Raw genomic sequence first — 25,303 nt, forward strand, 5'->3', positions numbered from 1 at the left:
TCAGGTGGCCTTGATGTGGTTCTTGCGCACGATCTCGCCCCACAGCCGATGGTTCTCGGCGGTGGTGCGGGCGAGTTGGGCCGGCGTGCCGCCGCCCACCAGGTCGCCGTTGCGGGTGATCTGGCCGCTGACGGCGGGCGCCGCGAGCGTGGCGTTGAGGGCGGCGTTCAGCCTGGCGACGATGGCGGCGTCGAGCCGGGCCGGCCCATAGAGGCCGACGAACACCGTGACGTCGAAGTCCTTCAGCCCCAGCTCGGCGGCGGTCGGCACCTCGGGCAGCGCCGGCAGGCGGCTCGCGCCGGTGACGATGATCGGGCGCAGCTTGCCGGCCCTGATGAACGGGATCAGCAGCGAGGCCGCGTCCATGATGCACGGCACCTGGTTGCCCACCACGTCCTGGATGGCCGGCGCGCTGCCCCGGTAGGGCACCTGGTTCATCGGTGGCAACCCGGCGCGCTCGCGGAAGTGCTCCATGGCCAGGTGGGTGTTGCCGCCACTGCCGCCGGTGGCGTAGCTGAAGCCGCCGGCCTGGTCCTGGGCCTTCACCCAGGCCACGAACTCCCGCAGGTTCCTGGCCGGCGCGGCCGGGTTGACGCACAGCACCAGCTGCGACTCCAGGATCAGGCCGATGGGCGTGAAGCCGTTCGGATCGGGCGGCGCGGGCGAGGTGAAGGTGTGCGGATTGATCGTGAAGCTGGTGTTGGCGACCAGCAGCCGGTAGGGGTCGTTGGCGCGCATCACCTCGGTGGCGGCCAGGTTGCCCGAGGCACCGGGCTTGTTGTCGACCAGCACGGTCTGGCCCAGGGCGGTGGCCATGCCCTGGCTGACGAAGCGCGCGCCCATGTCGGTCAGGCCACCGGGCGGGTAGCCGACCACCAGGGAGATCGGCTTCTGGGCCGGCCAGGCCGCGTCGGCCCGGGCGAGGAGGGGGGCCAGGGTGGCCAGGGCGGCGCCGCCGGCGGCGGTGCGAAGGAAGTGGCGTCGGGTATCGCTCATGCGGGTTCTCGGGGGACGGATCGAGGGATCGAGGGATCAGGGGATCGGAGCGGGACCGCCGGCCTCAGCGGGCCCAGCGCAGCACCAGCGGATCGAGTCGCCGCGCCGTCTCCAGCAGGCCGGCGCGGACCTCGGGCCGCAGCCGGGGCCAGGGCGAGCGCGGGTGCTCGCAGGCGATCACCCCGCCCTCCTTCATCAAGGCCTTGGCAGCCAGGAAGCCGGCCTGCCGGTTCTCGTAGTTGATCAAGGGCAGCCAGCGCATGTAGAGCTCGACGGCCTCCTCGCGGCGTCCGGCGGCATGGGCATCCATGATCCGGCGGATGCCGTCCGGGAAGCCGCCGCCGGTCATGGCGCCGGTCGCGCCGGCATCGAGGTCGGCCAGCAGCGTGATCGCCTCCTCGCCGTCCCAGGGGCCCTCGATGGCATCGCCCCCCAGCTCGATCAGGTCGCGCAGCTTGGAGGCCGCGCCGGCAGTCTCGATCTTGAAGTAGCTCACCTGCTCGATCTCGCGCGCCATCCGGGCCAGGAACGCCGCCGACAGCGGCGTGCCGCTGGCCGGCGCGTCCTGCACCATCACCGGGATGTCGATGGCATCGGAGACGCCGGCATAGAACTCCATGATCTTCGACTCCGGCACCCGGAAGGTGGCGCCGTGGTAGGGCGGCATCACCATCACCATGGCCGCGCCCAGGTCCTGCGCCTGGCGGCTGCGCGCGGCGCAGACCTGGGTGCTGAAGTGGGTGGTCGTGACGATCACCGGCACGCGCCCGGCCACGTGCTCGAGCGTCGTGCGCGTCAGGATCTCGCGGTCCTCGTCGGACAGCAGGAACTGCTCGGAGAAGTTCGCCAGGATGCACAGGCCGGTCGAACCGGCATCGATCATGAAGTCGAGGCAGCGCCTCTGGCTCGCCAGGTCGAGCGCGCCGGCTTCGTCGAAGGTCGTGGGCACGACCGGGAAGACGCCGCGATGGCGGGGCTGCGCGCGCGTGGGCGCCGGATGGGGGGACGGCATGGGAACGTTCCTTCTTTCTCTTTCCGTGGGAATCAATGCGAATGGCGCGGCACGGCGTTGCCGCGGCAGCCGACCAGGAAGTCGAGGTCGCAGCCCTCGTCGGCCTGCAGCACGTGATCGACATAGAGGCGCCGGTAGCCGCCATCGGCCGGCGCCGGCTCGAGGGTGATCGCGGCCAGGCGGTCGGCCAGCTCGGCCTCCGGGATGTCCAGGTGCAGGCGCCCGCCGGCGCAGTCGAGCTCGATCCAGTCGCCATCGCGCACCGCCGCCAGCGGGCCGCCGGCGGCCGCCTCGGGCGCGACGTGCAGCACCACCGTGCCATATGCCGTGCCGCTCATGCGGGCATCGGAGATGCGCACCATGTCCTTGACGCCGGCGCGCAGCAGCTTGGGCGGCAGGCCCATGTTGCCGACCTCGGCCATGCCGGGATAGCCGCGCGGCCCGCAGTTCTTCAGCACCAGCACCGAATCGGCATCGACCTCGAGCGACTCGTCGACGATGCGTTCCTTGTAGTGCTCCAGGTTCTCGAACACCACCGCCCGGCCGCGATGCTGCAGCAGCGCCGGCGTGGCGGCCGATGGCTTGAGCACCGCCCCGCGCGGCGCCAGGTTGCCGCGCAGCACGCAGATGCCGCCATCGGCCAGCAGCGGACGCTCCAGCGGGCGGATCACCTCGTCGTTGGTCTGCGGCGCCTCCCGCACGTTGTCCCAGAGGCTGCGGCCGTTGACCGTGAGGGCCCCGGGGTGCGGCAGCAGGCCGGCCTCGCCCATGCGCCGCAGCACCGCCGGCAGGCCGCCGGCGTAGTAGAACTCCTCCATCAGGAAGCGGCCCGAGGGCATCAGGTCGACCAGCGTGGGCATGCCGCGCCCGATGCGCGTCCAGTCCTCCAGCTCCAGCGGCACGCCCATGCGCCCGGCGATCGCCTTCAGGTGGATCACCGCGTTGGTCGAGCCGCCGATGGCGGCATTCACGCGGATCGCGTTCTCGAAGGCCTCGCGCGTCAGGATGCGCGACAGCGTCAGGCCCTCGCGCGCCATCTCGACGATGCGGCTGCCCGACAGGTGCGCCAGCACATAGCGCCGGGCGTCGACCGCCGGGATCGCCGCGTTGTGCGGCAGCGAGGTGCCCAGCGCCTCGGCCATGCAGGCCATGGTGGAGGCCGTGCCCATGGTGTTGCAGGTGCCGGCCGAGCGCGACATGCCGGCCTCGGCCGAGAGGAACCGGTGCAGGTCGATCTCGCCGGCCTTGAGCGACTCGTGCAGCTGCCACACCGCCGTGCCCGAGCCGATGTCGCGGCCGTCGAGCTTGCCGTTGAGCATCGGCCCGCCGGTGACGACGATCGCCGGCACGTCGCAGCTGGCCGCGCCCATCAGCAGCGCGGGGGTGGTCTTGTCGCAGCCGGTGAGCAGCACCACGGCATCGATCGGGTTGCCCCGGATCGCCTCCTCGACGTCCATGCTGGCCAGGTTGCGCGTCAGCATGGCGGTCGGCCGCAGGTTGGATTCGCCGCTGGAGAAGACCGGGAACTCGACCGGGAAACCGCCGGCCTCGTAGACGCCGCGCCTGACGTGCTCGGCGATCTTGCGGAAGTGGGCATTGCACGGCGTCAGCTCGGACCAGGTGTTGCAGATGCCGATCACCGGGCGGCCGTCGAACTCGTGGTCGGGGATGCCCTGGTTCTTCATCCAGCTGCGATACATGAAGCCGTTCTTGTCGGCCGAGCCGAACCATTCGGTGGAACGCAGTTTCTTGGGGGTGGGACGATCGGACATGGTGCGGATGGAGCCTCGGGGAATGGAATCGGTGCGAAGGAGGACGACGGGAGCGCGGAAACGCGCCCGGCGGCGGCCACGGCGGTTTCAGCGCCGTCGCCGGCCGATGGCGAAGAAGCGCTGCAGCAGGCAGAACACGAACAGCAGCGCGCCGACCACGATGCGCGTCCACCACGAGCTGAGCGAGCCGTCGAAGGCGATCAGGGTCTGGATCACGCCCAGCATCAGCACGCCGAACAGCGTGCCCGCCACATGGCCGACACCGCCGCTGAGCAACGTGCCGCCGATGACCACGGCGGCGATGGCGTCGAGCTCCAGGCCGACCGCGTGCAGGCCGTAGCCCGACAGCATGTAGAAGGTGAACAGCACGCCGGCCAGCGCCGAGCACAGGCCCGACAGCGCATACACGCCGATGAGGGTGCGCCGCACCGGCAGGCCCATCAGCCGGGCCGAGGTCTCGCTGCCGCCGATGGCGTAGACCGCGCGGCCGAAGGGCGTGCCGTGCGCCACGAACACCGCCAGCAGCAGCACGCCGAGGGCGATCACCGCGCCCAGCGACAGCGCAGCGCCGCCACCGACCGGGATGCGAAGCTGCGCCAGGCCGGCATAGGCCTCGCTGGTGATGCTGATCGAGTCGATGCTGATGAGATAGCACAGCCCGCGCGCCAGGAACATGCCCGCCAGCGTGACGATGAAGGGCTGCAGCCGGAAGCGCTCGATCAGGAAGCCCATCGCCGCGCCGAAGACGCCGCCCATGGCCAGCACCAGCGGGATGGTGGCCAGCGGGCTCCAGCCGTGGCGCTCCACCAGCGCGGCCGAGACCATGGTCGTCAGCGCCACCACCGAGCCGACCGACAGGTCGATGCCGCCGGTCAGGATGACGAAGGTCATGCCCACCGCGACCACCACCACGAAGGCGTTGTCGATCAGCAGGTTGAGGAACACCTGGGCCGAGAAGAAGCCGTCGTAGCGCAGCGACCCCAGGAGCGCCATGGCGGCGAACAGCGACACGGTGGCGGCCAGCGGCAGGTACTTGGGATCGAGACGGCGCGCGCCGCCGCCCTCGGCCGCGCGTGCCGGCGCGGTGGCTCCGGCCACCGGCCGGGCGCGCGGGGTGGCGATGCCGCTCATCGCCGCGCTCCGATGGTCGGCCGCACCGCCAGCACGCGCAGCGCGTCGCGGAACTCGGCCGACTGCAGCAGCATCACCGCGAACACCACCGCCGCCTTGACCACCAGGTTGATCTCCGGCGGCACGCCGAGCGAATAGATGGCGTAGGTCAGGGTCTGGATGATGAGGGCGCCGATCAGGCTGCCCACCAGGCTGAAGCGGCCGCCGGTCAGCAGCGTGCCGCCCAGCGTCACCGCCAGGATCGCATCGAGCTCCATCAGCTGGCCGGCGTTGTTGCCATCGGCGCTCTTGACGTTGGAGCTGATCAGCAGGCCGGCCAGGCCCGCGCACAGCCCGCACACCGCGTAGGCGCCGACCACCAGCCGCCGGGCGTCGATGCCGGCGACGCGCGCCGCCGTCGGGTTGATGCCCACGGCCTGCAGGAACAGGCCGAGCGCGCTGCGGGTCGCCGCCAGGTACAGCAGCGCGAACACGCCGGCGACGACGAAGATCGAGAACGGCAGTCCCAGCAGGTGGCCGCCGCCGATGAAGAAGAACGGCGGGTAGTAGATCGTGAGGATCTGGCCGTCGGTCACGAGCTGGGCGATGCCGCGCCCGGCCACCATCAGGATCAGCGTGGCGATGATCGGCTGCATGCCGGCGCCGGCCACCAGCACGCCGTTCCACAGGCCGCACAGCAGCGCCACGCCGAGCGCCGCGCCCAGCGCCAGCGGCAGGCCGAAGCGGCTGGTCGCGCCATCGGTCGCGCCGCCGATCATCCAGGCCGCCACGGCCGCCGAGATCGCCACCACCGCGCCGACCGAGATGTCGATGCCGCGCGTGGCCACCACCAGCGTCATGCCCAGCGACACCAGCGCCAAGGGCGCGGCGCGGTTGAGGATGTCGATCAGGCTGCCGTAGGCATGCCCGTCGCGCCATTCGACGTGCAGGAAGCTCGGGTTGAAGGCGGCGTTGACGGCCAGCAGCAGCAGCAGCGTGACCAGCGGCCAGGCCAGCCGGTGGCGCAGCGCGCGCGCGACGAGCGAAGGCGACGACGACGAAGAAGAGGAGGAGGATGGATCGGACATGGGTGCGACGGGTTCAGGCCGCTGGGGCTGCGATGAGGGCATAGACCTCGTCCTCGGTGCAGCCGCCGGGCAGCTCGCCGACCTTGGCGCGGTCGCGCAGCACCACCACGCGATGCGCCACGCGCACCACCTCGGCGATCTCGGAGGAGATGAAGAGCACCGCCATGCCGGCCTCGGCCAGCCGCAGGATCTGCTCCATGATGTCCTGCTTGGCGGCGACGTCGATGCCGCGCGTGGGCTCGTCGAGGATCAGCAGGCGCGGCCCGGTGGCCAGCCAGCGCGCGATCACGGCCTTCTGCTGGTTGCCGCCCGACAGCAGGCCGATCGGCGTCTCGATGCTGGCGGTCCTGATGCCCAGCGCGGCGACGAAATGCTCGGCCAGCCGGGCCTGCTCGGCCGGCGGCAGGAAGCGCCCGACGCCCATGCGCGCCTGCAGCGCCAGTGCGATGTTCTCGCGCACCGACAGCTCGGCCACGATGCCATCGGTCTTGCGCTCCTCCGGGCACAGCGCCAGCCCGTGCGCGATGGCATCGGCCGGACTCGCGAAGCGGACCTCGCGGCCGTCGATGCACAGCACGCCGGCATCGGGCGACGCCAGGCCGAACAGCAGCCGCGCGAGCTCGGTGCGCCCGGCGCCCAGCAGGCCCGCCAGCCCGATCACCTCGCCGGCGCGCAGCCGCAGGTCGATCGGCTGGAGCTGGCCGGCCTGGGCCAGGGCGCGCGCCTCCAGCAAGGGGGCACCGGCATCGTCCGATGTCTCGGGCGACGGTGGCCGGGCCTGCTGCTGCGCCAGTTCGCGCCCCAGCATGGCGGCGATCAGCTCCGGAGCCGGCAGTTCGGCCACCGGCCACTCGCCGACCCAGGCGCCATTGCGCAGCACCGTGATGCGATCGGACACCGCGTACACCTGGTTCATGAAATGCGTGACGAAGACGATCGCCAGGCCCTCGTCGCGCAGCCGCCGCAGCACCTCGAACAGCTTGCGCACCTCGTCGTCGTCGAGGCTGGAGGTCGGCTCGTCCAGGATCAGGACCTTCGAGCGCAGCCCCAGCGCGCGCGCGATGGCCACCATCTGCTGCACCGCCACCGGATGGCTCGACAGCGGCCGCGTGACGTCGATGTCGAGCCCGATGCGCGCGAGCAGCTGGCGCGCGCGCTGCTCGACCACCGGCCAGTCGATGCGCCGGCCCTGCGCCCAGCCGCGCCGCGGATAGCGCCCGGCGGCGATGTTCTCGGCCACCGACAGGTTGGGGCACAGGTTGACCTCCTGGTAGACCGTGCTGATGCCCAGATGCTGCGCATCGACCGGCGTGGCCGGACGGATCGGCCGGCCCTCGAGCCGGATCTCGCCGGCGCTGGCCGGGAACACGCCCGTGAGCACCTTGATCAGGGTCGACTTGCCGGCGCCGTTCTGCCCCATCAGCGCATGGATCTCGCCCGGGAAGAGGCGCAGGCGCACGTCGCGCAGCACCTCGACCGGACCGAAGCGCTTGCCGATGCCGGCGAGCTCGAGCACCGGCGCGGCCGAGGCGGACGAGGCGGCCGACATGGCGGGACCGGAAGCGGGCAGGACGTTCGCGCGTGCCATGGCGTCAGCGGTTCTTGTGATAGACGTCGATGAACACGGCCGCCAGCAGCACCAGGCCCTTGATGACCTGCTGGTAGTCGATGCCGATGCCCATGATCGACATGCCGTTGTTCATCACGCCCATGACGAAGGCGCCGATCACCGCGCCCATCACCTTGCCGACGCCGCCGGAGGCCGAGGCGCCGCCGATGAAGCAGGCCGCGATGACGTCGAGCTCGAAGCCCAGGCCGGCCTTGGGCGTGGCGGTGTTGAGCCGGGCGGCGAACACCAGCCCGGCCAGCGCCGCCAGCACGCCCATGTTGACGAAGGCATAGAAGCTCAGACGCCGGGTGTCGATGCCCGACAGGCGTGCCGCCTTCTCGTTGCCGCCCAGCGCGTAGATGCGGCGGCCGATGGTGGTGCGGCGCGTGACGAAGTCGAACAGCACGATCAGCAGCGCCATCACCACCAGCACGTTGGGCAGGCCGCGATAGGAGGCCAGCATCCAGGCGAAGCCGATCAGCAGGGCCGAGAAGACCAGCGTCTTGGCGGCGAAGAAGCCGGCCGGCTCGCCGGCGATGCCATGCGCGCGCTGGCGCCGGCGGGTGCGCCAGCCGGCGCCGGCCAGCACCGCCGCCACCGCCAGGCCCAGCAGCAGCGAGGTCAGCCGCATGCCCTCGACATCGAAGGCGTCGGGGATGAAGCCCGAGCTCAGGCGCTGGAACACGTCCGGGAACGGCCCGATCGACTGGCCCGCCAGCAGCGCCAGCGCCAGGCCCTTGAACACCAGCATGCCCGCCAGCGTGACGATGAACGAGGGGATGCGGAAGTACGCGACGAACCAGCCCTGCGCGGCGCCGATCAGTCCGCCACACGCCAGGCAGGCCAGCGTCGCGGGCAGCACCGGCCAGTCGTGGTTGACCATCAGCACCGCCGCCAGCGCGCCGACGAAGCCGCTGACCGAACCCACCGAGAGGTCGATGTGGCCGGCCACGATGACCAGCAGCATGCCCAGCGCCATGATGACGATGTAGCTGTTCTGCAGCACCAGGTTGGTCAGGTTGAGCGGCTGCATCAGCGTGCCGTCGGTCATGACCTGGAAGAACACCATGATGGCGATCAGGCACAGCAGCATCCCGTAGTCGCGGACGTTGCGCCGCAGGAAGGCCGCCGTCGAGGACGCATCGCCGGCAGGGGCGCTGGCGGCGGTGCCGGCGCGCGCCGGACGGATCAGGGGAAGGGTGTCGTCCGTCATGCCATCGGCTCCGTTGCGGCCGCCACCGGCCGGGGTGCGTGCCCCCGCAGGATGGCGCCCATGATCTTTTCCTGCGAGGCCTGCGCCGTCGGCATCTCGGCGACGAAACGGCCCTCGTTCATCACGTAGATGCGGTCGGAGATGCCCAGCAGCTCCGGCATCTCGGAGGAGATGACGACGACGCAGCGGCCCTGCGCCGCCAGCTCGGCGATCAGCGCGTAGATCTCGTACTTGGCGCCGACGTCGATGCCGCGCGTCGGCTCGTCGAGGATCAGCACCTTCGGGCTGGTGAACAGCCACTTGCCCAGCACCACCTTCTGCTGGTTGCCGCCCGACAGGTGCAGGGTCTTCTGCGCCACGTCGGGCGTGCGGATGCGCATGGCGCGCCGGTAGCGCTCGGCGACCTCGTGGTCGCGCAGGTCGTCGATGACGCCGGCGCGCGCGACACCCGCCAGGTGGGCCAGCGAGACATTGAAGCGGATGCTCTCCTCCAGCACCAGGCCGGCGCCCTTGCGGTCCTCGGTGACATAGGCCAGGCCGTGCGCGATCGCCCGGCCGACCGTGCCGACGTCGACCTCGCGCCCGTCCACCAGCACCCGGCCCCGGATCTGGCGGCCCCAGCTGCGCCCGAACACGCTCATGGCGAATTCGGTGCGCCCGGAGCCCATCAGGCCGGCGATGCCCACCACCTCGCCATGCCGCACGCTGAGGTCGAGGTCCCGCAGGAACGGCCGGTCGCGCCGCTGCGGATGGTGCGCCGACCAGCCCCGGACCTCGAAGCCGACCGCGCCGATGACCGGCGCGCGCGGCGGATAGCGCTCGGCCATCGCGCGCCCGACCATGCCGCGGATCACGCGGTCCTCGCCGACCGGGCCGGCCGCGCAGTCGAGGGTCTCCACCGTGCTGCCATCGCGCAGGATGGTGATGGCATCGGCCACGCGCGCGATCTCGTTCAACTTGTGCGAGATCAGGATGCAGGTGATGCCCTCGGCGCGCAGCCCGATCAGCAGGTCCAGGAGCGCCTGGCTGTCGTTCTCGTTGAGGCTGGCCGTGGGCTCGTCGAGGATCAGCAGGCGCACCCGCTTGGACAACGCCTTGGCGATCTCCACCAGCTGCTGCTGGCCGACGCCGAGATCGCCCACCGGCGTCTCGGGCGACAGGCGCAGGCCGACCCGCTCGAGCAGGGCGCGCGTGCGGCGCAGGGTCTCGATGCCGTCGATCACGCCATGCCGGGCGATCTCGTTGCCCAGGAACAGGTTCTCGGCGATGGAGAGCATCGGCACCAGGGCCAGCTCCTGGTGGATGATGATGATGCCGGCGCGCTCGCTGTCGTGGATGCCGGCGAAACGCCGCACCTGGCCGTCGTAGACGATGTCGCCGTCGTAGTCGCCATGCGGATGGACGCCGCTCAGCACCTTCATCAGGGTCGACTTGCCGGCGCCGTTCTCGCCCACCAGGGCATGGATCTCGCCGGCGCCGATGCGCAGGTCGACGCGGTCGAGCGCGACCACGCCGGGAAAGGTCTTGCGGATGTTCCGCATCTCCAGCAGGACTGTCATCGGGAGGGCTCCGCGCGCCGGGCGATGGCGCACCGGGTTCACTTGAGCTGCGAGGCCTTGTAGTAGCCGCTGCCCACCAGCACCGGCTCCCAGTTGCCCTTGTCCACGCTGACCGGCTTGAGCAGGTAGGCGGGCACCACCTTGACGCCGTTGTTGTAGGTCTTGGTGTCGTTGACCTCGGGCGTGCGGCCCGAGACCACGGCATCCACCATGTTGGCCGTCACGCGGGCCAGCTCGCGGGTGTCCTTGAACACGGTCGAGGACTGCTCGCCGCGGATGATCGACTTGATCGAGGGCACCTCGGCGTCCTGGCCGCTGACCACCGGACACGGCTGCTGCGCGGTGCAGTAGCCCACGCCCTTGAGCGAGGACAGGATGCCGATCGACAGGCCGTCGTAGGGCGCCAGCACGGCGTCGATGCGGGCCTTGCCATAGTGGGCCGACAGCAGGTTGTCCATGCGCGCCTGCGCCACGGCGCCGTCCCAGCGCAGCGTGCCGACCTTGTGCATGCCCATCTGCTTGCTGCGCACCACCAGCCTGCCACTGTCGAGGTAGGGCTTGAGCACGCTCATGGCGCCGTCGTAGAAGAAGAAGGCGTTGTTGTCGTCCGGCGAGCCGCCGAACAGCTCGATGTTGAACGGGCCCTTGCCCTCCTTCAGCCCGAGCTTGTCGACGATCGAGGCGGCCTGCAGCACGCCGACCTGGAAGTTGTCGAAGGTGGCGTAGTAGTCGACGTTCTTGGTGCCCTTGATCAGACGGTCGTAGGCGATCACCTTGATGCCGCGATCGGCCGCGTTCTGCAGCACCTTCGACAGCGTGGTGCCATCGATGGAAGCCACCACCAGCACCTTGGCGCCGCGCGTGACCATGTTCTCGATCTGCGCCAGCTGGTTGGGGATGTCGTCGTCGGCGTACTGCAGGTCGGTCCGGTAGCCGCGCTCCTTGAGCACCCGCGCCATGTTGTCGCCATCGCCGATCCAGCGCGCCGACGACTTGGTCGGCATGGCGATGCCCACCAGCCCCTTGTCCTGCGCCCGCGCCAGCGGCACGAGCGCCACGCAGGCGGTGAGAGCGGCGACGCCGAGCGTCCTGAGGAACATGCGTTTCATGTGACGACGATCTTTTTTTGGGTGAATCAGAAAAGGAAGCAACTCCGCACCTACGGTGCCGCGCCGCACGGCACCGTGCCCATCAGGGCAGCAGCGCCCAGTCCAGGGACACCGCGGATCCGGCTCCGCCGGTCCGCCGGTGTCGCCCCCTGCAAGGGGGTTGGCGAAGCGACACGCAGTGCGCGAAGATTGGGGGTGAACCCAGCTAGTACTTTCTCTTGGGAAATTCGGCGGCCGCCGTCTCCATCGGGAAGATGCCCTCCTCGGTCAGGATGCGCTTGGGCACCGGCTTGCCCGCCAGGATGTCCTTGACCGCCGCCATCAGCTGCGGCCCCAGCAGCGGGCTGCACTCCACCGAGACATTGAGCTTGCCGGCCATCATGGCCTGGAAGGCGCCCTTGACGCCGTCGATGGAGACGATGGTGATGTCCTGGGCCGGCTTCAGGCCGGCCTCCTCGATCGCCTGGATGGCGCCGATGGCCATGTCGTCGTTGTGCGCGTAGAGCACGTTGATGTTGCGGCCTTCGGCCTTGAGGAAGGCCTCCATCACCTCCTTGCCCTTGGCGCGGGTGAAATCACCGGTCTGCGACCGCACGATCTTGAAGCGCGGATCGGCCTTGATGATCTCCTCGAAGCCCTTCTTGCGGTCGATCGCCGGCGCCGAACCGACGGTGCCCTGCAGCTCGACGATGCGCACCTCGCCGGTCCTGCCCTTCATGCGCTCGACCAGCCAGCGCCCGGCCTTGCGGCCCTCCTCGACGAAGTCGGAGCCCATGAAGGTGACATAGAGCGAGGTGTCCTTGGCGTTCACCGCGCGGTCGGTCAGCACGACCGGGATCCTGGCCGCCTGGGCCTCGCGCAGCACGTTGTCCCAGCCCGACTCGACCACCGGGGAAAAGGCGATGACATCGACCTTCTGGGCGATGAAGGCGCGCAAGGCCTTGATCTGGTTCTCCTGCTTCTGCTGCGCGTCGGAGAACTTGAGCTCGATGCCGGCATCGCGGGCGGCGGACTTGATCGATTCGGTGTTGGCGGTGCGCCATTCGCTCTCGGCGCCGACCTGGCTGAAGCCCAGCACGATCTTCTTCTGCGCCAGGACCAGGCCCGGCAGCAGGGCGGTGGCGCACAGCGTGGTCGCCGTGGCGGCGATGAGTCGCCTGCGATGGATCGTCGTCATGTTTCGTCTCCTGTGGCCGCGCGAGCGGCGCTGTTGTTGTCGGATCGGCTGGCAAAGTGTAAGAATCGAATTTGTATTGATCAAATACTTTTTTGATGAAAATTGATATCGATAACCGCATTCAGACAAACCCGATGTCCCCCTCGCCCGACCCCATCCACTGGTTCCTCCGCGCCCGCCTGAAGACCCGCCAGCTGCTGCTGCTGTCGGCCCTCGCGGACGAGGGCAACATCCACGGCGCCGCCCGCGTGCTGCACATGACGCAGCCGGCCGCCTCCAAGCTGCTGAAGGACCTGGAGGACGCGCTGGAGGTGCCACTGTTCGAGCGCCTGCCGCGCGGCATGCGCCCGACCTGGTATGGCGAGACCATGATCCGGCACGCGCGCGAGGCGCTCGCCAGCCTCAACATGGCGCACGAGGAGCTGACGGCGCTCAAGGCCGGGCGCTTCGGCCAGGTCGGGGTGGGCGCCATCACCTCGCCGGCGCTGGCCCTGCTGCCGCCGGCCATCGCCATGGTCAAGCGCGAGCAGCCCAGCCTGCGGGTGGTGCTGGAGATCGAGACCAGTCCGGTGCTGATCGAGCGGCTGCGCCAGGGTCGGCTCGACATCCTGGTCGGGCGCCTGCTGGCCGAGCAGGACAAGAGCAACCTGCGCTACGAACCGCTCACCGGCGAGCCGGTCTGCGCCGTGGCGCGCCCGGGCCACCCGCTGGCCGGCCACGCCAGCCTGACACTGCGCGACGTCGGCGACGCCAGCTGGATCGTGCCGCCGGCCGGCAGCGTGCTGCGCCACCGCTTCGACCTGATGTTCCAGGAGGCCGGCCTGGCGCCGCCGTTCAATGTCATCGAGACCGCGGCGGTGCTCTTCATCACCCGCATGCTGCAGCAGAGCGACATGCTGTGCGTGATGGCCAGCGCGGTGGCGCGCTACTACGCGTCGCACGGCATCCTGGAGGTGCTGCCGCTGGAGATGCCCTGCCACATGGACGACTTCGGCTTCATCACCCGCACCGACCGCATGCTCTCGCCCGGCGCCACGCTGCTGCTGCAGTCGCTCAAGACGGCCAGCCGCTCGGTCTACGGCCGCCGCCCCGAGCCCGCCGGCCAGGCCCCCGGCGACGCCGGCCGCTAGACCCAGCCGGCGTCGACCGTGAACTCCTGCGCCGTGCACATCGCGGCATCGTCGGAGGCCAGGAACAGCACCATGCGCGCGATGTCCTCGGGCTGCAGCCGGTCGGGCAGGCACTGGTTGCGCTGCAGCTCGCGCTCGCCCTCCTCGTCGAGCCACAGCGCGATCTGCCGCTCGGTCATGACCCAGCCGGGCGAGACGGTGTTGATGCGGATGCGGTCGCGCCCCAGGGTGCGCGCCAGCCCACGCGTCAGGCCGTTGACCGACGATTTGGCGATGGCGTAGCACGGATAGCCCTCGCCCTTGCCCTGCCAGCCGGTCGAGCCCAGGTTGATCACCGAGCCCGCGCCCAGCCGCCGCATGCCCGGCACCACCGACTGGATGGCGAAGAAGGCGGGCCGCTCGTTGATCGCCATGCGGTCGTCGTAGTAGGCGGGGGTCACCGATTCGAGCGTGTGGCGGTCGTCGCTCGCCACGTTGTTGACCAGCACCGAGAAGTCGCCGAGCGCCGTGGCGGCCTCGGCGATGGCGGCCTGCAGCGCCGGGATGTCGCGCACGTCGCAGACGCGCCACCACGGCACCGGATCGCCGGCGGCCTCGATCGACCGCGCCAACGCCTGGCTGGCCGCCTCGGCGATGTCGACGAAGGCGACCCGCGCGCCCTGCGCCGCCAGCGCGCGCACGATGGCCGCGCCGATGCCGCTGCCGCCACCGGTGACGAAGACCCGGCGCCCGCGCAGGCCGGGATGGATGGCGCCGGAAGCCACCGGGATGTCCCGGGTCCCGTCGTGGCTGGAAAGGGTCTCTTTTGTCATTGCAATATTTGTATTGATAAATAACACTGCAGGTTCTTTTCATTATCAATATGCCTTGATACGATCCGGCGCGTCAAGCGACTTCCCTCACGACCGCCGCCGGCCACCCGCCTTGAACTCCACCCACCTCCCACTCCCCTGCGCCATCCCTCCCGTCGTCCTCGGTCCGCCGCGCTGCGTGTGGGACGCCGGGGCCCTGCTGGGCGAGGGCGCCCTGTGGTCGCCCCGGCTCCAGGCGCTGTGGTGGGTCGACATCCTGGGGCGGCGGCTGCATCGCCTGCGGCCGGCCGATGGCGCGCAAACGAGCTGGACCTTCGAGGAGGAGATCTCGGCCGTGGCCGAGATCGCCGAGGGCGCGGAGATCTCCGATTCCGACGACATCACGGCCGCGCCCGGGCTGCTGCTGGTCGCCTTGCGGCGCGGCTTCGCGGTCTTCGATCCGGCCGGTGGCGAGCTGCGCTACCGGCACCGGCCCGACGAGCCGGCCACCAACCGCTTCAACGACGGCAAGTGCGATGCGCGGGGCCGCTTCTGGGGTGGCAGCATGGACTTCGACTGCATGGCGCCCACCGGCGCCCTCTATCGCCACGACCCCGATGGCGGGACCTCGCGCCACGACACCGGCTTCGCCGTCACCAATGGTCCGACCTGGTCGGCCGATGGCGCCACGATGTACTTCAACGACACCGTGCGCGCCAGCGTGCTGGCCTACGACGTCGACATCGACACGGGCACGCTGTCGAACCGCCGCCCGTGGCTGCGCCTGGCGAGCGGCGACGGCCTGCCCGACGGCATGACCACCGACGCCGCCGGCCGCGTCTGGATCGCGCGCTGGGGCGCCGGCTGCGTCACCTGCCACGATCCGGTCTCGGCCGCCGAGCTGTGCCGCATCGCGCTGCCGGCGCGCCAGATCACCAGCTGCGCCTTCGGCGGCCCGGACCTGCGTACGCTCTACGTCACCAGCGCCGCCACCGGGCTGGACGAGGCCGCGCGGGCCGAGCAGCCGCTGGCCGGCGCGCTGTTCGCCGTCGAGCTCGACAGCCCCGGCCGGCCGGCCCATCGCTTCGGACGCGGCGCGCCATGACGGCCCCGACCGCCCATCCCATCGTCTGGCTGCGCCATGCCGGCCAGCGACTCGGCCTGGTGCCGACCCTCGGCGGCGCCGTCGCGGCCTGGCGCCTCGACCCGCCCAACGGCGGCGGCGATGGCACCGACGACACCGACACCGACGCCGACCCGTCGCTCGACCTCTGGCGGCCCTGGGATGGCATCACGCCCGATCTCTACCGGCTGGCCTCGTTCGCCATGGTGCCGTGGTCCAACCGCATCAGCGGCGGCGGCTTCGAGCAGGACGGCCGCTTCCATCCGATGCGTCCGAACCGCGCCGGCGAGCCCTATCCGATCCACGGCGACGGCTGGCTGCAGGCCTGGACGCTCTCGCGCCCGGCCGAGGACACGGCGGTGCTGACGCTGGCGTCGCGCCATGTCGACGGCGCCCCCTACGACTACGAGGCCGTGCAGACCTTCCGCCTGGTCGAAGGCGGGCTCGACCAGGCGATCGAGGTCACGCATCGCGGCGCCGATCCCCTGCCCTACGGCCTGGGCCTGCATCCATGGTTCCCGCGCGCCGGAGGGACCCGCGTCTGGGCGACGGTCGACGGCGTCTGGACGAGCGGCGCCGATCCGATCCCGACCGGCCACACTACAGAACTCCCCGCCGGCTGGGACCTGAACGCCGGCCTGGACGTCGCCCTCGATGCCCGCGCTCCGCTGATCGACAACGGCTTCAGCGGCTGGGACGGCCAGGCCCGCATCGAATGGCCCGAGCGCAACCTGCGCCTGACCCTGACCCAGCGCGAACCGCGCCTCGACGGCACCGCGCCGCGCGGCTGCTGCCTGGTCTACCGGCCGCCAGAGGGTCCGGCGTTCTGCTTCGAGCCGATCTCGCATCCGATCGATGCCTTCCACATGCCCGGCCGGCCGGGCCTGCGCGTGCTGGCCACGGGCGAGTCGATGCGGCTCGCGGTCGCCTGGCGCTTCGGATCGATCGGCTGAAGCGCCCGCCTCAATCCTCCAGGTCGTAGCGCATCTGCAGCTGCCGGATGATGCGGGCGATGTCGTGGCGGTGCCGCTCGCGGTCGGTCATGACGCGCACGGTCCAGTTCGGCCCGCCCTCCTCCGACGCGATGCCGACCACGCCGCCGGTGTGCACGTCGGTGAGCTGGCCGCGCAACTCGGGGATGGCCTCGATGCGTTCGAGCAGCAGGGCCTGGAGTTCAGCGGCGGTGCGGGTGGGTCGGGTCATCGTGGGCGGTGTCCGGAGCGCTGGCGCGCGGGGCGATCACGGCACCAGGCGATAGCCGACGGCGGTCTCGGTCAGCAGGTGGCGCGGCTGCGCCGGATCGGATTCCAGTTTCTGCCGCAGGTGACCCATGTAGACGCGCAGGTAATGGCCCTGGTCGACGTGGGACGGCCCCCACACCTCGCGCAGCAGCTGGCGCTGCGTCAGCACGCGCCCGGCGCCGGCGGCCAGCACGGTCAGCAGGCGGTACTCGGTCGGCGTCAGGTGCACCTCCGCGCCCTGGCGCCGCACCAGCCGGGCCACGCGGTCGATCTCGACCTCGCCGAAGCGGAACACGGCGGCGCCATCGGCACCGCCCGCGCCCTCGCCGCCGGCCGCCGCGGCGCGCCGGCGCCGCAGGTGGGCCCGCACGCGCGCCAGCAGCTCGCCGGTGCCGAAGGGCTTGGTCAGGTAGTCGTCAGCCCCGGCATCCAGCGCGGCGATCTTGTCGCTCTCGTCGACGCGCGCCGACAGCACGATGATCGGCACCGTCGACCAGCCGCGCACGTCGCGGATGAGGGCGATGCCATCGCCATCGGGCAGGCCGAGGTCGAGCACCAGCAGGTCGGGCGCCCGGGTGCCGGCCGCCGCCGTGCCATCGCGCAGCGAGCCGGCCTCGTGCACCGTCCAGCCCTCGGCCTCCAGGGCGGCGCGCACGAAGCGGCGGATCTGCGGTTCGTCCTCGATGACGATGGCGACGGGAGGTGTCATGGGCTGGGCGGGAGGTCGGGCATCGCGGGGGGGTCGCGACGCGGCAGGGTGAGGGTGAATTCTGCGCCGCCGCCGCCGGCGCGCTGCGCGGCCACGATGGTGCCGCCATGCGCATCGACGATCGCCCGGCAGATGGCCAGGCCCAGCCCGACGCCGGGTGTCGTCGCCTCGGCCTGGCCGCGCGTGAACTTGTCGAACAGCGTGTGCTCGCGGCCCCGCGTCGACGCTGGCAGGCCGGGCCCGTGATCGCGCACCGCGACGACCAGCGCGTCCCCGGTCGCGTGGGCCGCGACCACGATCGGCGGCGCGCCGTACTTGGCCGCGTTCTCCAGCAGGTTGACCAGCACGCGCTCGATCAGCACGGCGTCGAACTCGACCAGGGGCAGGTCGGCGGCGAGCTCGGTGCCGACGGCGACCGGGCCCAGCGCCCCGCGCGCCGCGCGGATCGCCGCGCCGACGACCTCCTCCACCGATTGCCAGTCGCGCCGCAGGTGGACCGCGCCGCCGGCGCCGCCGCGCTCGAGCCGCGCCATCTCGAGCAGGTTGCTCACCAGCGCGTGCAGGGAGCGCGCCTGCGCGACGATGGCGCGCGCCGTCTGGTCGCGGGCCACGGCGGCATCGGCCGCCGGGGCCGCATCACCCACCCGATCCGCCTGATCCGCCTCGACCACCGGCACCTGCAGCGACTCGGCCAGCCCGATCAGCGCCGTCAGCGGCGTGCGCACGTCGTGCGAGAGCGCCGCCAACAGCGTGTTGCGCAGCGACTCCGAAGCCATCTCCACCACCGCCTGCTGCGCCACCTCGACATAGTGGACGCGCTCGAGCGCGATGGCGATCTGGCGCGCCAGGGTCTCGAGCTGGCGCGCCTGCTCGGGGATCAGCAGCCAGCGCGGCCGCGCCGGGCGCAGGGCCAGCACGCCGCGCACGCGCATCGGCGCCGCCAGGGGCGCGTAGTGCCATGGCTGCGCGGCCAGCGTGGCGGTCGCCAGGCCGGCGCTGCGGCCCTGCCGGAAGGCCCAGTCGGCCACGCTGGCATCGAAGCCCTCGGGCGCCGGCTCGGGTGGCAGCAGGCGGTCGGCGGCGTCGGTCACCAGCACCCGCGCCTCGCCGCCGAAATGCCGCTGCGCCGCCGCCGCGCCCAGCGCCACCACCTGCGTGCGCTCGAGCGCGCCGGAGAGTTCGCGCGTCAGCTCGAACAGCGACTGCGCGCGCCGCTCGCGGCTGGCCGACACGCCCGCCGTGAAGCGCAGCCCGGCGGTGAGCTGGCCCACCAGCAGGCCGACGGCGAGCATGACGGCGAAGGTCAGCAGGTACTGGGCATCGCCGATGGCGAACGACAGGCGCGGCTCGACGAAGAAGAAGTCGAAGGCCACGACATTGAACAGCGCCGCCAGCGCCGCCGGTCCGCGCCCGAAGCGCAGCGCGATGCCGACCACGCCGAGCAGGAACAGCATGACGATGTTGACCTCCTCCAGCACGCCCGACAGCGGTGTCGCCAGCAGCGTCACGGCGCTGCCGGCGGTCAGGGCCCAGGCATAGCCCGGCCAGCGCGCGCGCGGGCGCCCGCCGGCCTCGGTCGGGTCGTCGCCGGGGAGATCGGCCTCGATGGCGCCCCCGGGGGCGACGGCGTCGCGCGCCAGGGCCGGCCACGGACGGGCCAGGCGCCGCGCATCCGGCGCGGCGGCGGCCTCGACGATCTCCAGCGCCGGCGCGCGCCGTGCCAGCGCGCGCGCCAGCGAGCGGCCGGGCCACGCGCGGCGCCAGCCGGTCGCGGCCTCGGCGCGGCCGATCACCAGCGTGGCGCAGTTCAGGCGCCGGGCCTCGGCCGCCAGGGTCGGCGCCACCTCGGCGCCGGTCAGCACCGAGGTCGCCGCGCCCAGTTCCTCGGCCAGCTTGAGCACCGCCAGGATGCGGTCGCGCCGCGCCGCCGGCAGGCGCTGCAGCGCGGGTGTCTCGACATAGGCCGCGTGCCAGCGCACGCTCAGGCGGGCGGCCAGGCGCGCGGCCGTGCGCACCGTCTGCGCCGCGCCCTCGTGCGGGCCGATGCACGCCAGGATCGCGCCCGAGGTGTTCCAGGCCTGCGGGCCGTCCGCCCCGGCGCCGGCCTTCGCCGCCGCCACGTCGCCGGACTGCTCGATGCGCCAGTCGCGCACGTCGTCCTCCACGTGCTCGGCGGTGCGGCGCAGGGCGATCTCGCGCAAGGCGATCAGGTTGCCCGGGCGGAAGAAGTTGCGCGCCGCCTGCTCGGCCTGGCGCGGCTGATAGACCTTGCCGGCCGCCAGCCGGGCGGTCAGCTCGGCGAGCGTGACATCCACCAGCACCACCTCGTCGGCCTGGTCGAGCACGCCGTCGGGCACGGTCTCGTGGACCCGCACGCCGGTGATGGCGCCGATGGTGCCGTTCAGGCCCTCCAGGTGCTGCACGTTGAGCGCCGTCCAGACCTCGATGCCGGCATCCAGCAGCTCGTGCACGTCCTGCCAGCGCTTGGCATGGCGCGAACCGGGCGCGTTGGTGTGCGCCAGCTCGTCCACCAGCAGCACGGCGGGCCGGCGCGCCAGGGCGGCGTCGAGGTCGAGCTCGCTGAGCACGCGGCCCCGGTGGGCCAGCTCGCGCAAGGGCAGCCGGGGCAGGCCGTCGAGCAGCGCGGCGGTCTCGGCGCGGCCATGCGTCTCGATCACGCCGATCAGCACGTCGCGACCCGCGGCCCGTTCGCGCCGGGCGGCGCTGAGCATGGCCCAGGTCTTGCCCACGCCGGCGCTGGCGCCGAAGTAGACGCGCAGCCGGCCGCGCGCGGCGCGCTCCGCCTCGCCGCGCAGCTGGGCGAGCAATGCGTCGGGATCGGGACGCGGGGGTTCGGCGATGGCGGACATGGCGGAGCGCGGTGGATGGCGGAGTCGGTCGATCCAGGGAATCAGGGACCGGGCGGACGCCGGGCGTGCGGGGAGCGTACCGCGCCGCGCGCGTGCCGCCGCGCCGTGCGCCGCAGCACCAGCCACATCGCGCCCAGCGGCAGCACGGGCGCCACCCAGGCGCCCAGCAGGCGCAGCAGGTCGAGGACCGGGTCCATGCGGCAGCGTCCTCAGCGCGTGGCGTCGAGCGCCAGGTTCAGCGCCAGCACGTCGACGCGCGGCGTGCCCAGGAAGCCGGCCCAGGGCGCTTCGGTGTGGCGCTCGACCAGCGCCGCCACCCGCTCCGGCGGCAGTCCGCGCGCGCGGGCGACGCGCCCGATCTGGTAGCGCGCGGCGGCCGGGCTGATGTGCGGGTCCAGCCCGCTGGCCGAGGCCGTCACCAGGTCGACCGGCACCGCCGCCATCGGATCGGCGCCGGCCGCGCGCAGCGCCGCGATGCGGCCGCGCACCGCCTCGACCAGCGCCGGATTCGACGGCCCGAGGTTGGAGCCGCCCGAGGCGGCCGCGTTGTAGGGCGTCGGCGCCGTGGCCGACGGCCGGCCCCAGAAGTGGCCGGGATCGGTGAAGTTCTGGCCGATCAGGCGCGAGCCGACGACGCGGCCGTCGCGCTCGACCAGGCTGCCGGCGGCCTGGTCCGGGAAGGCGGCGCGCGCGGCGCCCGTGACGGCCAGCGGATAGAGCAGGCCGGTGAGCGCGGCGAGCAGCGCGAAGAGCACCAGCGCGGGACGAAGCAGGGATGTCATTGGGAGGGTTCCTTCCGGATCGGAGGCGGGGAATGCGGGGAGCGCGGGGGGCGCGGATGCGTCGGCCGCGGCCTAGGCCAGGCCGAGCGCCACCAGCAGCAGGTCGATGAGCTTGATGCCGGCGAAGGGCACCACCAGGCCGCCGAGGCCGTAGAGCGCCAGGTTGCGGCGCAGCAGCGCGGCGGCGCCCACCGGCCGGTAGCGCACGCCCTGGAGCGCCAGCGGGATCAGGAAGACGATCACCAGCGCGTTGAAGATCACCGCGCTCAGGATCGCCGACGACGGACTGCCCAGATGCATGACGTCGAGCGCGCCGAGCTGCGGATAGGTGCCCACGAAGATCGCCGGGATGATGGCGAAGTACTTCGCCACGTCGTTGGCGATGGAGAAGGTGGTGAGCGAGCCGCGCGTCATCAGCAGCGCCTTGCCGGTCTCCACCACCTCCAGCAGCTTGGTCGGGTTGGAATCCAGGTCGACCATGTTGCCGGCCTCCTTGGCGGCCTGCGTGCCGCTGCCCATCGCCACCGCGACATCGGCCTGGGCCAGCGCCGGGGCGTCGTTGGTGCCGTCGCCGGTCATGGCGACCAGCCGGCCATCGGCCTGGTAGCGGCGGATCAGGGCCAGCTTGTCCTCGGGCGTGGCCTCGGCCAGGAAGTCGTCGACGCCGGCCTCGGCCGCGATGGCCGCCGCCGTCAGCGGGTTGTCGCCGGTGATCATCACCGTGCGGATGCCCATGGCGCGCAGTTCGGCGAAGCGCTCGCGGATGCCGGTCTTGACGATGTCCTTGAGCTCGACCACGCCCAGCACCCGCTCGCCCTCGGCCACCGCCAGGGGCGTGCCGCCGCGCCGCGCGACCTCGTCGGCGGCGCGCAGCACCTCGGGCTCGACCTGGCCGCCCAGGGCCTCGACATGGCGCCGCACCGCCGCCATCGCGCCCTTGCGCAGCGCCAGCGGCGCGGCCTCCGGGGCCGGGGCGACGGCGGGCAGGTCGACGCCGCTCATGCGCGTCTGCGCCGTGAAGGGCACGAAGCAGGCGCCATCGACCGCGCGGTCGTCGGCGCCGCCGCGTCGCGCCAGCTCGACGATGCTGCGGCCCTCGGGCGTCTCGTCGGCCAGCGACGCCAGCAGCGCCGCGCGCGCCAGCCGCTCCGGTGTCACGCCCGGGGCCGGCAGGAAGGCGCTGGCCTGGCGGTTGCCGTGCGTGATGGTGCCGGTCTTGTCCAGCAGCAGCACGTCGACGTCGCCGGCCGCTTCCACCGCCCGGCCGGAGGTGGCGATCACGTTGGCCTGCAGCATGCGGCTCATGCCGGCCACGCCCACCGCCGACAGCAGCCCGCCGATGGTGGTCGGGATCAGGCAGATCAGCAGCGCGACCAGCGCCGTCAGCGACACCACGCGGCCGGCGCCCATGGCGTCGACGCTGAAGATCGAGAACGGCAGCAGCGTCACGGTGACCATCAGGAACACCAGCGTCAAGGCCACCAGCAGGATGGTCAGGGCGATCTCGTTGGGCGTGCGGCGGCGCTTGGCGGCCTCGACCATGCCGATCATGCGGTCGAGGAACGACTCGCCGGGGTTCACGCCGACGCGCACCACCAGCCAGTCCGACAGCACGCGGGTGCCGCCGGTGACGCTGGAGAAGTCGCCGCCGGACTCGCGCACCACCGGTGCCGATTCGCCCGTGATGGCGCTCTCGTCGACCGCCGCCACGCCCTCGATCACCTCGCCATCGAGCGGGACGACGTCGCCGGCCTCGACCAGCACGACATCGCCGCGGCGCAGGTTGGCCGCCTGCTCGGGCAGGAAGCCGCTGCCGTGGTGGGGCTGCTTGAGCTTCTTGGCCCAGGTGTCCTGGCGCAGGCCACGCAGCGATGCCGCCTGGGCCTTGCTGCGCCCCTCGGCCAGCGCCTCGGCGAAATTGGCGAACAGCACCGTGAACCACAGCCACACCGCGATCGCGAGCGCCTGGCCCGGCGCCATGCCGCCGTCCTCGGGGTGGCGCAGCGCGTGCAGCCACAGACACGTGGTGAGGATGCTGCCGACATAGACGATGAACATCACCGGGTTGCGCCACTGCACGCGCGGGCTGAGCTTGGCGAAGGCGCCGCGCACGGCCGGCGCGACCAGCGCCATGTCCATCAGGGATGGAGACGATTTGCTTGACATGAATGACCTTCGAAGGAAGACGGGGGCCGTCTCACCGGATGAGGTGTTCGACGACCGGCCCCAGGGCCAGCGCGGGCACGTAATTGAGCAGGCCGACCAGCAGCACCGTGCCCACCAGCAGCGCCACGAACAGCGGACCGTGCGTGGGCAGCGTGCCGGCGGTTGCCGGCAGGCGCTGCTTGGCCGCCAGCGCGCCGGCGATGGCCAGCACCGGCACGATCATCCCGAAGCGGCCCAGCCACATCGCCACGCCCAGCAGCGCGTTGTAGAACGGCGTGTTGGCCGAGAGCCCGGCGAAGGCGCTGCCGTTGTTGTTGCCCGCCGAGGTCAGCGCGTAGAGCACCTCGGAGAAGCCGTGCGGCCCCGGATTGGCGATGCCGGCGCGGCCCGCGCCCAGGCTCACGGCCAGCGCCGTGCCGGCCAGCACCACCAGCGGCGTCACCAGGATGGCGATGGCGGTGAGCTTCATCTCGGGCACCTCGATCTTCTTGCCGAGGTACTCGGGCGTGCGGCCGATCATCAGGCCGGCGATGAAGACCGCCAGGATGGCGAAGATCAGCATGCCGTAGAGCCCGCTGCCGACGCCGCCGAACACCACCTCGCCCAGCTGCATCAGCACCATCGGCACCATGCCGCCGAGCGGCGTGAAGGAGTCGTGCATGGCATTGACCGCGCCGCACGAGGCCGCCGTGGTGACGGCGGCGAACAATGCCGAGGCGGCGATGCCGAAGCGCGTCTCCTTGCCCTCCATGTTGCCGCCGGACTGCAGCGGACCTGCGACGGCATCGACGCCCAGCGGCGCCAGCAGCGGATTGCCGGCCTGCTCCGCCGGCACGATGACGGCCACGGCGGCGACGAACAGCACCATCATGGCGGCCAGCACGGCCCAGCCCTGGCGCACGTCGCCCACCACCCGGCCGAAGGCGAAGCACAGCGCCACCGGGATCAGCAGCATCGCCAGCATCTGGGCGAAGTTGCTCAGCGGCGTCGGGTTCTCGTAGGGATGCGCCGAGTTGGCATTGAAGAAGCCGCCGCCGTTGGTGCCCAGCATCTTGATGGCCTCCTGCGAGGCCACCGGGCCCATGGCGATGGTCTGCGCCGGCGCGCCGGCCTCCAGCGTCGTCACGACCCGGGGCGCGTCGAGGTTCTGGATCACGCCCTGCCCGGCCAGGAACAGCGCCAGCACGAAGGACAGCGGCAGCAGCAGCCACAGCGTGAGGCGCGTGACGTCGACCCAGAAGTTGCCCACCGCGCCGCGCACCACCGGCTCGGTCGCGGCGGTGGCGCTGGTGGTGGCAACAGCGGTTTCAGGGACCTCGGTGCCCGCGGGGCCGGTGGCGACGGCGTCGCGCCGCTGCGCGCCGGTGCCGCGCGCGGCGAAGCCCCGGGCCAGCGCGAAGGCGACGGCGATGCCGGTGGCGGCGGACAGGAAGTTCTGCACCGTCAGGCCCAGCATCTGCGTCAGGTGGCTCATCGTCGACTCGCCCGCGTAGCCCTGCCAGTTGGTGTTGGCGACGAAGCTGATCGCGGTGTCGAAGGAGGAATCGGGCGACACCGCCGCCTGGCCGGCCGGATCGAGCGGCAGGTGCGCCTGCAGGCGCTGCAGCCCATACAGGAAGAGCACGCCGATGGTGTTGAAGGCCAGCAGCGCGAGGGCATAGGCGCGCCAGTGCATCGAGCGCTCCGGCGCGACGCCGGCGAGGCGGTAGAGCGGCGCCTCGACGCGCGCCATCCAGCGCGGCAGGCGACCGTCGCACAGCGCCGCCAGGAAGCGCCCGAGCGGCCAGCCCAGGACCACCAGGCCGGCCAGCAGCGCGGTCACGAGGATCACGGCGGAGGTGTCCAT

At 71.9% G+C, this 25,303-nt stretch carries 21 protein-coding genes; 3 read left to right on the forward strand and 18 right to left on the reverse strand.

Annotated features, from left to right (window positions below; translation table 11 throughout):
- The 10 genes from AC1MLT_RS18975 to AC1MLT_RS19020 form a co-directional block, all read right to left on the reverse strand.
- Positions 1–996: a Bug family tripartite tricarboxylate transporter substrate binding protein gene (locus AC1MLT_RS18975; protein WP_481035700.1), complete on the reverse strand. Its 996-nt coding sequence runs from the start codon at positions 994–996 to the stop codon at positions 1–3.
- A gap of 64 nt (positions 997–1,060) precedes the next feature.
- The gene (locus AC1MLT_RS18980; protein WP_481035701.1) at positions 1,061–2,008 is read right to left on the reverse strand and encodes a dihydrodipicolinate synthase family protein; all 948 of its coding nucleotides are present in this window, start codon (positions 2,006–2,008) and stop codon (positions 1,061–1,063) included.
- A 32-nt stretch (positions 2,009–2,040) separates the two neighbouring features.
- Positions 2,041–3,780 carry an IlvD/Edd family dehydratase gene (locus tag AC1MLT_RS18985; RefSeq protein ID WP_481035702.1) on the reverse strand — a complete coding sequence of 580 codons (1,740 nt, stop codon included), beginning with the start codon at positions 3,778–3,780 and terminating at the stop codon, positions 2,041–2,043.
- 87 nt (positions 3,781–3,867) lie between these two features.
- Positions 3,868–4,911: a galactofuranose ABC transporter, permease protein YjfF gene (gene yjfF, locus AC1MLT_RS18990; protein WP_481035703.1), complete on the reverse strand. Its 1,044-nt coding sequence runs from the start codon at positions 4,909–4,911 to the stop codon at positions 3,868–3,870.
- Positions 4,908–5,978 (reverse strand): ABC transporter permease, encoded by a 1,071-nt coding sequence (locus AC1MLT_RS18995; protein WP_481035704.1) that lies wholly within the window; start codon positions 5,976–5,978, stop codon positions 4,908–4,910. The genes yjfF and AC1MLT_RS18995 overlap by 4 nt, the downstream gene beginning before the upstream one ends.
- 13 nt (positions 5,979–5,991) lie before the next feature.
- The gene (locus AC1MLT_RS19000; protein WP_481035855.1) at positions 5,992–7,527 is read right to left on the reverse strand and encodes a sugar ABC transporter ATP-binding protein; all 1,536 of its coding nucleotides are present in this window, start codon (positions 7,525–7,527) and stop codon (positions 5,992–5,994) included.
- Positions 7,528–7,570: 43 nt separating this feature from the next.
- Positions 7,571–8,800 carry a multiple monosaccharide ABC transporter permease gene (gene mmsB, locus AC1MLT_RS19005; protein WP_481035706.1) on the reverse strand — a complete coding sequence of 410 codons (1,230 nt, stop codon included), beginning with the start codon at positions 8,798–8,800 and terminating at the stop codon, positions 7,571–7,573.
- Positions 8,797–10,359 (reverse strand): multiple monosaccharide ABC transporter ATP-binding protein, encoded by a 1,563-nt coding sequence (mmsA, locus tag AC1MLT_RS19010; RefSeq protein ID WP_481035707.1) that lies wholly within the window; start codon positions 10,357–10,359, stop codon positions 8,797–8,799. Before mmsA ends, mmsB begins: the two co-directional genes overlap by 4 nt.
- Before the next feature lie 38 nt (positions 10,360–10,397).
- The gene (gene chvE, locus AC1MLT_RS19015; protein WP_481035708.1) at positions 10,398–11,468 is read right to left on the reverse strand and encodes a multiple monosaccharide ABC transporter substrate-binding protein; all 1,071 of its coding nucleotides are present in this window, start codon (positions 11,466–11,468) and stop codon (positions 10,398–10,400) included.
- 205 nt (positions 11,469–11,673) lie between these two features.
- Complete coding sequence (locus AC1MLT_RS19020; RefSeq protein WP_481035709.1) at positions 11,674–12,645, reverse strand: ABC transporter substrate-binding protein; 972 nt, start codon at positions 12,643–12,645, stop codon at positions 11,674–11,676.
- 134 nt (positions 12,646–12,779) lie between these two features.
- On the opposite strand from AC1MLT_RS19020, the gene AC1MLT_RS19025 reads away from it, so the two are divergent.
- Entirely contained in the window at positions 12,780–13,775 is a 996-nt protein-coding gene (locus tag AC1MLT_RS19025) for a LysR family transcriptional regulator (RefSeq protein WP_481035711.1), read from the forward strand.
- Here AC1MLT_RS19025 and AC1MLT_RS19030 read toward each other — a convergent pair.
- Positions 13,772–14,587: an SDR family NAD(P)-dependent oxidoreductase gene (locus AC1MLT_RS19030; protein ID WP_481035713.1), complete on the reverse strand. Its 816-nt coding sequence runs from the start codon at positions 14,585–14,587 to the stop codon at positions 13,772–13,774. The genes AC1MLT_RS19025 and AC1MLT_RS19030 overlap by 4 nt on opposite strands.
- Positions 14,588–14,699: 112 nt before the next feature.
- Here AC1MLT_RS19030 and AC1MLT_RS19035 point away from each other — a divergent pair, with 112 nt between their 5' ends.
- Both AC1MLT_RS19035 and AC1MLT_RS19040 read left to right on the forward strand, forming a co-directional pair.
- Positions 14,700–15,671: an SMP-30/gluconolactonase/LRE family protein gene (locus AC1MLT_RS19035; protein WP_481035715.1), complete on the forward strand. Its 972-nt coding sequence runs from the start codon at positions 14,700–14,702 to the stop codon at positions 15,669–15,671.
- Positions 15,668–16,642, forward strand: a complete 975-nt coding sequence (locus tag AC1MLT_RS19040; protein WP_481035716.1) for an aldose 1-epimerase — start codon at positions 15,668–15,670, stop codon at positions 16,640–16,642. The genes AC1MLT_RS19035 and AC1MLT_RS19040 overlap by 4 nt, the downstream gene beginning before the upstream one ends.
- Positions 16,643–16,652: 10 nt before the next feature.
- On the opposite strand, the gene AC1MLT_RS19045 is transcribed toward AC1MLT_RS19040, so the two are convergent.
- The 7 genes from AC1MLT_RS19045 to kdpA all read right to left on the reverse strand — a co-directional run bounded on the left by AC1MLT_RS19045 (position 16,653) and on the right by kdpA (position 25,303).
- A complete protein-coding gene (locus tag AC1MLT_RS19045) occupies positions 16,653–16,892 on the reverse strand; it encodes a hypothetical protein (RefSeq protein ID WP_481035718.1) in 240 nt (79 codons plus the stop codon).
- A gap of 36 nt (positions 16,893–16,928) precedes the next feature.
- Positions 16,929–17,639 (reverse strand): two-component system response regulator KdpE, encoded by a 711-nt coding sequence (gene kdpE, locus AC1MLT_RS19050; RefSeq protein ID WP_481035720.1) that lies wholly within the window; start codon positions 17,637–17,639, stop codon positions 16,929–16,931.
- Entirely contained in the window at positions 17,636–20,509 is a 2,874-nt protein-coding gene (locus AC1MLT_RS19055) for a DUF4118 domain-containing protein (RefSeq protein ID WP_481035721.1), read from the reverse strand. The genes kdpE and AC1MLT_RS19055 overlap by 4 nt, the downstream gene beginning before the upstream one ends.
- Before the next feature lie 41 nt (positions 20,510–20,550).
- Positions 20,551–20,706: a hypothetical protein gene (locus AC1MLT_RS19060; protein WP_481035723.1), complete on the reverse strand. Its 156-nt coding sequence runs from the start codon at positions 20,704–20,706 to the stop codon at positions 20,551–20,553.
- A gap of 12 nt (positions 20,707–20,718) precedes the next feature.
- A complete protein-coding gene (kdpC, locus tag AC1MLT_RS19065) occupies positions 20,719–21,291 on the reverse strand; it encodes a potassium-transporting ATPase subunit KdpC (RefSeq protein ID WP_481035724.1) in 573 nt (190 codons plus the stop codon).
- A 72-nt stretch (positions 21,292–21,363) separates the two neighbouring features.
- A complete protein-coding gene (gene kdpB, locus AC1MLT_RS19070; protein ID WP_481035725.1) occupies positions 21,364–23,457 on the reverse strand; it encodes a potassium-transporting ATPase subunit KdpB in 2,094 nt (697 codons plus the stop codon).
- 31 nt (positions 23,458–23,488) lie between these two features.
- Positions 23,489–25,303, reverse strand: a complete 1,815-nt coding sequence (gene kdpA / locus AC1MLT_RS19075; protein WP_481035727.1) for a potassium-transporting ATPase subunit KdpA — start codon at positions 25,301–25,303, stop codon at positions 23,489–23,491.

The sequence above is a fragment of the Variovorax sp. PEI5 genome (assembly GCF_056679935.1).